Below are 4710 nucleotides of genomic sequence, written 5' to 3' on the forward strand. Positions count from 1 at the left end.
TTGGGATAAAGACATTGGATTGACGATGTCGTTGGGACTTGTGAGCTCATTGGCGCTCACGCTGAATGTCGGAGGCGTTCAATCGGCCTTTGCGCAGACCAAGCTCCCCGATGTGACCGTCGACGCGCCGAAGCCGAAAGTCCGGCAGACCGCCTCGAGACCGCAGACGACCGCGACGCGGACCGCTCAGCAGCGCCGCGTCGCTCCGCGCAACCTGCCGCCGACCGCCCCGGTGGCCTATGTGACGCCGTCGACAGGAACGGTCGGCGCGCCGCCGTCGCCCTATGCCGGCGGCCAGGTCGCGAGCGGCGGCGGCCTCGGGCTGCTGGGCAACCGCGGCGTCATGAACACGCCCTTCAACCAGACGAGCTTCACCTCGCAGCTGATCCAGAACCAGCAGGCGCGCACGATCCGCGACGTGCTGATCAATGATCCCTCGGTGCGCACGATCCAAGCCGCCGGCGGCGGCGCCGACAGCCTGTTCATCCGCGGCTTCTACTACGACAGCGGCGACTACGCCCTGAATGGCCTCGCCGGCATCGCGCCATATTATTCGACGGGCGCCAATTTCATCGAGCGGGTCGAATTGCTGAAGGGGCCGGCGGCTCTGCTCAACGGCATGACGGTCGGCGGCACTGGCGCCTCAAGCGGCGGCGCGGTCGGCGGTAGCGTCAATCTCGTCACCAAGCACGCGCTCGACACCGACATCACGCAGCTAACGGCGACCTATGCGTCCAAGACGCAATTCGGCGAGCAGATCGACGTCGGCCGCCGCTATGGCGAGCACAAGGAGTGGGGCGTACGGCTGAACAGCAAGTATTCGAACGGCGATACCCCCTGGAACCGGCAGACCGACGAGTTCGGCAACGCCCACCTCGCCGTCGACTATCATGGCGAGAATGTCCGAATCGATGCCGATGTCGGCTATCAGGCGGACAAGCTGAATCCGCCGCTGCGATTCTTCGGCGTGGGTACTGCTGTCACCAGCATTCCGTCGCCACCGTCGTCCGGCACCAATTTCCAGGTGCCGTGGGCGTATTATGCGCCGACCGATTTCTTCTCGACGGTGAAAGGCGAGGTCGATCTCAACGATCGTATCACCGCCTATGCCGGATTCGGCTATCACGACAGCAACATCAACTACCGTTATCCGTCGCCGGTGCTCTCGAGCAACGCTGGCCTGTTGTCCGGGACTCCTGGAACGGGAAGCGAGACGTACAAGACGTACGCCGGGGAGGCTGGCCTGCGCATGACCGCCGATACCGGCCCGATCAACCATGCCGTCAATGTCGGCTACTCCATCACCGACCGCACCTATACCCAGCAGGTGGTCTCCGGCAAGATGCCCAACTGGAGCCTTTACAGCGAGCCGACCAACATCGCGTTGCCAAGCTTTCCGACGCTCCAGGCCAATCAGACCGTCGGCGCAAATCTCTGGAGCATCGGCGTCTCCGACACGATGTCGCTGCTGAACAAGCGGATTCAACTGACCGTCGGTGTGCGCAGACAAACGGCGGGAACGGAAGTCACGAATCTCGTTACTCCAGCATCGAGCCGCCCGTTCGAGGACACCTCGGTGTGGACGCCAGCCTATGCGCTCGTGGTCAAGCCCGTCGAGTTTGTGTCGCTGTATGCCAATTACATCGAGGGCCTGCAGACCCCGACCGTCGTTGCCGCCGGCTATGCCAACAGCGGCACGGTCTTCCCGCCAGGGCAGACCAAGCAGGTCGAGACCGGCATCAAGGTCGACTTCGGCCGAATCACGACCACGGTCAGCGCATTCGATATCTCACGCCCGAGCGTGATTACCACGAGTTCAGGGGGAGTGCTGACTCAAGAGCTGAATGGCCGGCAGCGAAATACGGGCGCCGAGTTCAACGTATTCGGTGAGGTCACGCCGACGCTGCGGCTGTTGGGGGGCGTGGCGTATATTCACGGCGTGCAGGAGAAGACTTCGGGCGGCCTGACGGACGGCAAGCGGGCGATCGGCGTGCCCGAGCTCACCGTGAATCTCGGCGCCGAGTGGGATACACCGTTTGTGCGGGATCTGACGCTCACGGGGCGGGTCGTCTACACCGGTGCACAATATGTCGACGCGGCCAACAAACTCTCGCTGCCGGATTGGACACGCGTCGACCTGGGCGCCCGCTACACCTTCACCTCGCCCTGGAACGGCAAGCCGATCGTGCTGCGGGCGAGCGTCGAGAATGTATTCGACAAGGCGTATTGGGCGTCGGCCTATAGCGGTGTGATCACCCTGGGGGCGCCGCGCACCTATCTCGTTTCCACGACGTTCAATTTCTAGGACGTCGATACGCGTTGGCGATGATGAGGCCGCCGCACGGCCATTGTGCGGCGGCCTTGTTAGTCTGAGCGATGCGGACGGCGTTCAATTACAATCTGATAAAAATTTGCGTAGCTCATCGATCGCGTTGAGGCGTGATCATCTCCGCGGTGACAACGCGATCGGGTCAGCAAATCATCTCGTTGGAGCCGATGCATCCTGATGTTGAATCGTCACCTACGTGTCACCTTGGAGAGATTAAAAACTTCGATCGGCGGTATCCTTTTGACTGTCATTATCAACTGCATTACTCGTAGTTCATCAACGTCGTTTGTTAGTAGGAGTAGCCGGGCATGATGGTCTTCGACAGAGAGGACGTCACCTTCACCGTCGTCGTGAATCACGAAGAACAATATTCGATCTGGCCGACGTTCAAGGACATCCCGAACGGGTGGACGGCCGTCGGCGTGACCGGGAGCAAGAAGGAGTGTCTGGACCATATCGAACAGGTGTGGACCGACATGCGGCCGCTCTCGCTGCGGAAATTCATGCAGGAGAACGCCCAGGCCTCTGCCGAATCCTGAAGCGAAGGAGGCTGGCTGCCATGCGGCTGATCTGTTTGCCCTATGCCGGCGGCAGCGCCATGGTCTATGCGCGCTGGAGGAGAGCTCTTCCGTCCTGGATCGAAATCGTGCCGCTGGAGCTGCCCGGACGGGGCGCGCGGATGGACGAGCCGCTGCAAACGGACGCGGCAGCATTGGCCGATCAGCTCGCGTCCGAACTGATCGGGACGCCGTTGGCGGAGCCTTACGTCCTGTTCGGGCACAGCCTCGGCGGCTTGCTCGCCTTCGAGCTGGCGCACAGGCTGCTCGCGCTCGGCGCGCCAAAGCCGCAGATGCTGCTCGTGTCCGGAACGGAGGCGCCGGCCGTGCGCGACGGCAGCCGCTGGCGCGAGCCGCTCGGTGACGACGCATTGCGCGAGGAGCTTCTCAGGCTGAACGGCACGCCGCCGGAGGCGTTGCAGAGCATGGAGATCATGCGCGGCACGCTGCCGATCCTGCGAGCCGATTTCCTGATGTGCGGGAACTACGTCTATCGGCGGCGCCGGCCCTTGCCGTGTCCGCTGCACGTGTTCGGCGGAGATCTCGACGAGACGCGTGCCGAGGCACTGGAGGCGTGGCGGGCCGAGACCTCCGGCGCGTTCGGTCGCGACATGCTGCCGGGCGACCACTTCTTCATCCATAGCCGACAGGCGGATCTGCTGAAGCTCGTTGCCGCATTGCTGGCACGTCGGGCATGGCCGGGACTCGCCGTTGCTCGCGCGGGGCCTTGAGCGGCGTGCCGAAAGCACGACCCAGCCGGAAAAGCCGGCCGGTGAAGAAACTTCGATGCTGAAATCGACGGGAGACGGGGAGAAGTCATGTTCGCAATACAATCTAAAATAGAACAAGAATCGCTACCGTTCCTTCTGCGGGCCAGCCGCACGCAGCAGCCGCTGATGGAGGCCGTCAGGGAGGTCCGCGACATGATCGAGCGCCAGCTCTATGCGTGCGGCGGAATTCTCTTCCGTGGCTTCCATCTCGACGGCGCCGAGGCGTTCAGGAGCTTCGCCGCGAGCTTCGGCCATCCGCTGCTGTCCTATGAATTCGGCTCGACGCCCCGATCGCAGGTCAGCGCCGGCGTCTACACCTCGACCGAATATCCGCCGCACCAGAGCATCCCGCTGCACAACGAGCAGGCCTATACGCGCGACTGGCCGATGAAGATCTGGTTCTATTGCGAGCAGGCGGCACAGCAGGGCGGTGAGACGCCGGTCGCCGACAGCCGGTCGATCCATCGCGACATGCCGGCCGCGATCCGTAACCGCTTCGCCGAGCGGGGCGTCATGTATGTCCGCAACTACGGCAGTGGACTCGATGTCGACTGGCGACAGGTGTTCGGCACGGAGTCGAAGGCCGAGGTCGAGGCCTATTGCGCCTCCCATGCAATCGCCTGCGAATGGAAGGATGGCGACGAGCTACGGACGCGGCAGGTCTGCCAGGGGACGGCGGTGCATCCCGTGACCGGGGACATGGTGTGGTTCAATCAGGCGCATCTGTTCCACGTCTCCAGCCTCGCGCCCGAGGTTCGGGAAAGTCTTCTCGACATCGTCGGCGATCCGCTCGAGCTGCCGCGCAATGCGTTCTACGGCGACGGCGCGCCGATCGAGGACGAGACGCTGGCCACGGTCAGAGCCGTGCTCGACCGGCACAAGATCGTCTTTCCCTGGCAGACCGGCGACGTCGTCATGCTCGACAACATGCTGACGGCGCACGCGCGCGAGCCATTCAAGGGGCCGCGCAGGGTGATCGTCGCGATGGCGCGAGCCCATCGCGTCAATTGAGCCTGCGGCATCGATCCTCACGTTGTCATCGGACCTTTGGAAA

At 63.3% G+C, this 4710-nt stretch carries 4 protein-coding genes; all 4 read left to right on the top strand.

The genetic code is table 11. The features are described from left to right. Positions 1-25 precede the first annotated feature (25 nt). The 4 genes from QW861_RS26500 to QW861_RS26515 all read left to right on the top strand — a co-directional run bounded on the left by QW861_RS26500 (position 26) and on the right by QW861_RS26515 (position 4667). Positions 26-2305 carry a TonB-dependent receptor gene (locus QW861_RS26500; protein ID WP_315717421.1) on the top strand — a complete coding sequence of 760 codons (2280 nt, stop codon included), beginning with the start codon at positions 26-28 and terminating at the stop codon, positions 2303-2305. A 332-nt stretch (positions 2306-2637) separates the two neighbouring features. Next, a complete protein-coding gene (locus QW861_RS26505; protein ID WP_315752514.1) occupies positions 2638-2868 on the top strand; it encodes an MbtH family protein in 231 nt (76 codons plus the stop codon). Between the two features lie 20 nt (positions 2869-2888). Further along, the gene (locus QW861_RS26510) at positions 2889-3617 is read left to right on the top strand and encodes a thioesterase II family protein (protein ID WP_315752515.1); all 729 of its coding nucleotides are present in this window, start codon (positions 2889-2891) and stop codon (positions 3615-3617) included. A 165-nt stretch (positions 3618-3782) separates the two neighbouring features. Further along, complete coding sequence (locus tag QW861_RS26515; RefSeq protein WP_315752516.1) at positions 3783-4667, top strand: TauD/TfdA family dioxygenase; 885 nt, start codon at positions 3783-3785, stop codon at positions 4665-4667. The last annotated feature ends 43 nt before the right edge of the window (positions 4668-4710 follow it).

Origin of the sequence: Bradyrhizobium sp. SZCCHNRI1029 (genome assembly GCF_032487555.1) — a bacterium.
Classification (GTDB): Bacteria; Pseudomonadota; Alphaproteobacteria; order Rhizobiales; family Xanthobacteraceae; genus Bradyrhizobium.

What these genes read in the sequence shown, in the direction of transcription:
- QW861_RS26515 (WP_315752516.1), top strand. Translation starts at nt 3,783, where the DNA reads ATGGAGGCCGTCAGGGAGGTCCGCGACATGATCGAGCGCCAGCTCTAT.
- QW861_RS26510 (WP_315752515.1), top strand. Translation starts at nt 2,889, where the DNA reads ATGCGGCTGATCTGTTTGCCCTATGCCGGCGGCAGCGCCATGGTCTAT.
- QW861_RS26505 (WP_315752514.1), top strand. Translation starts at nt 2,638, where the DNA reads ATGATGGTCTTCGACAGAGAGGACGTCACCTTCACCGTCGTCGTGAAT.
- QW861_RS26500 (WP_315717421.1), top strand. Translation starts at nt 26, where the DNA reads ATGTCGTTGGGACTTGTGAGCTCATTGGCGCTCACGCTGAATGTCGGA.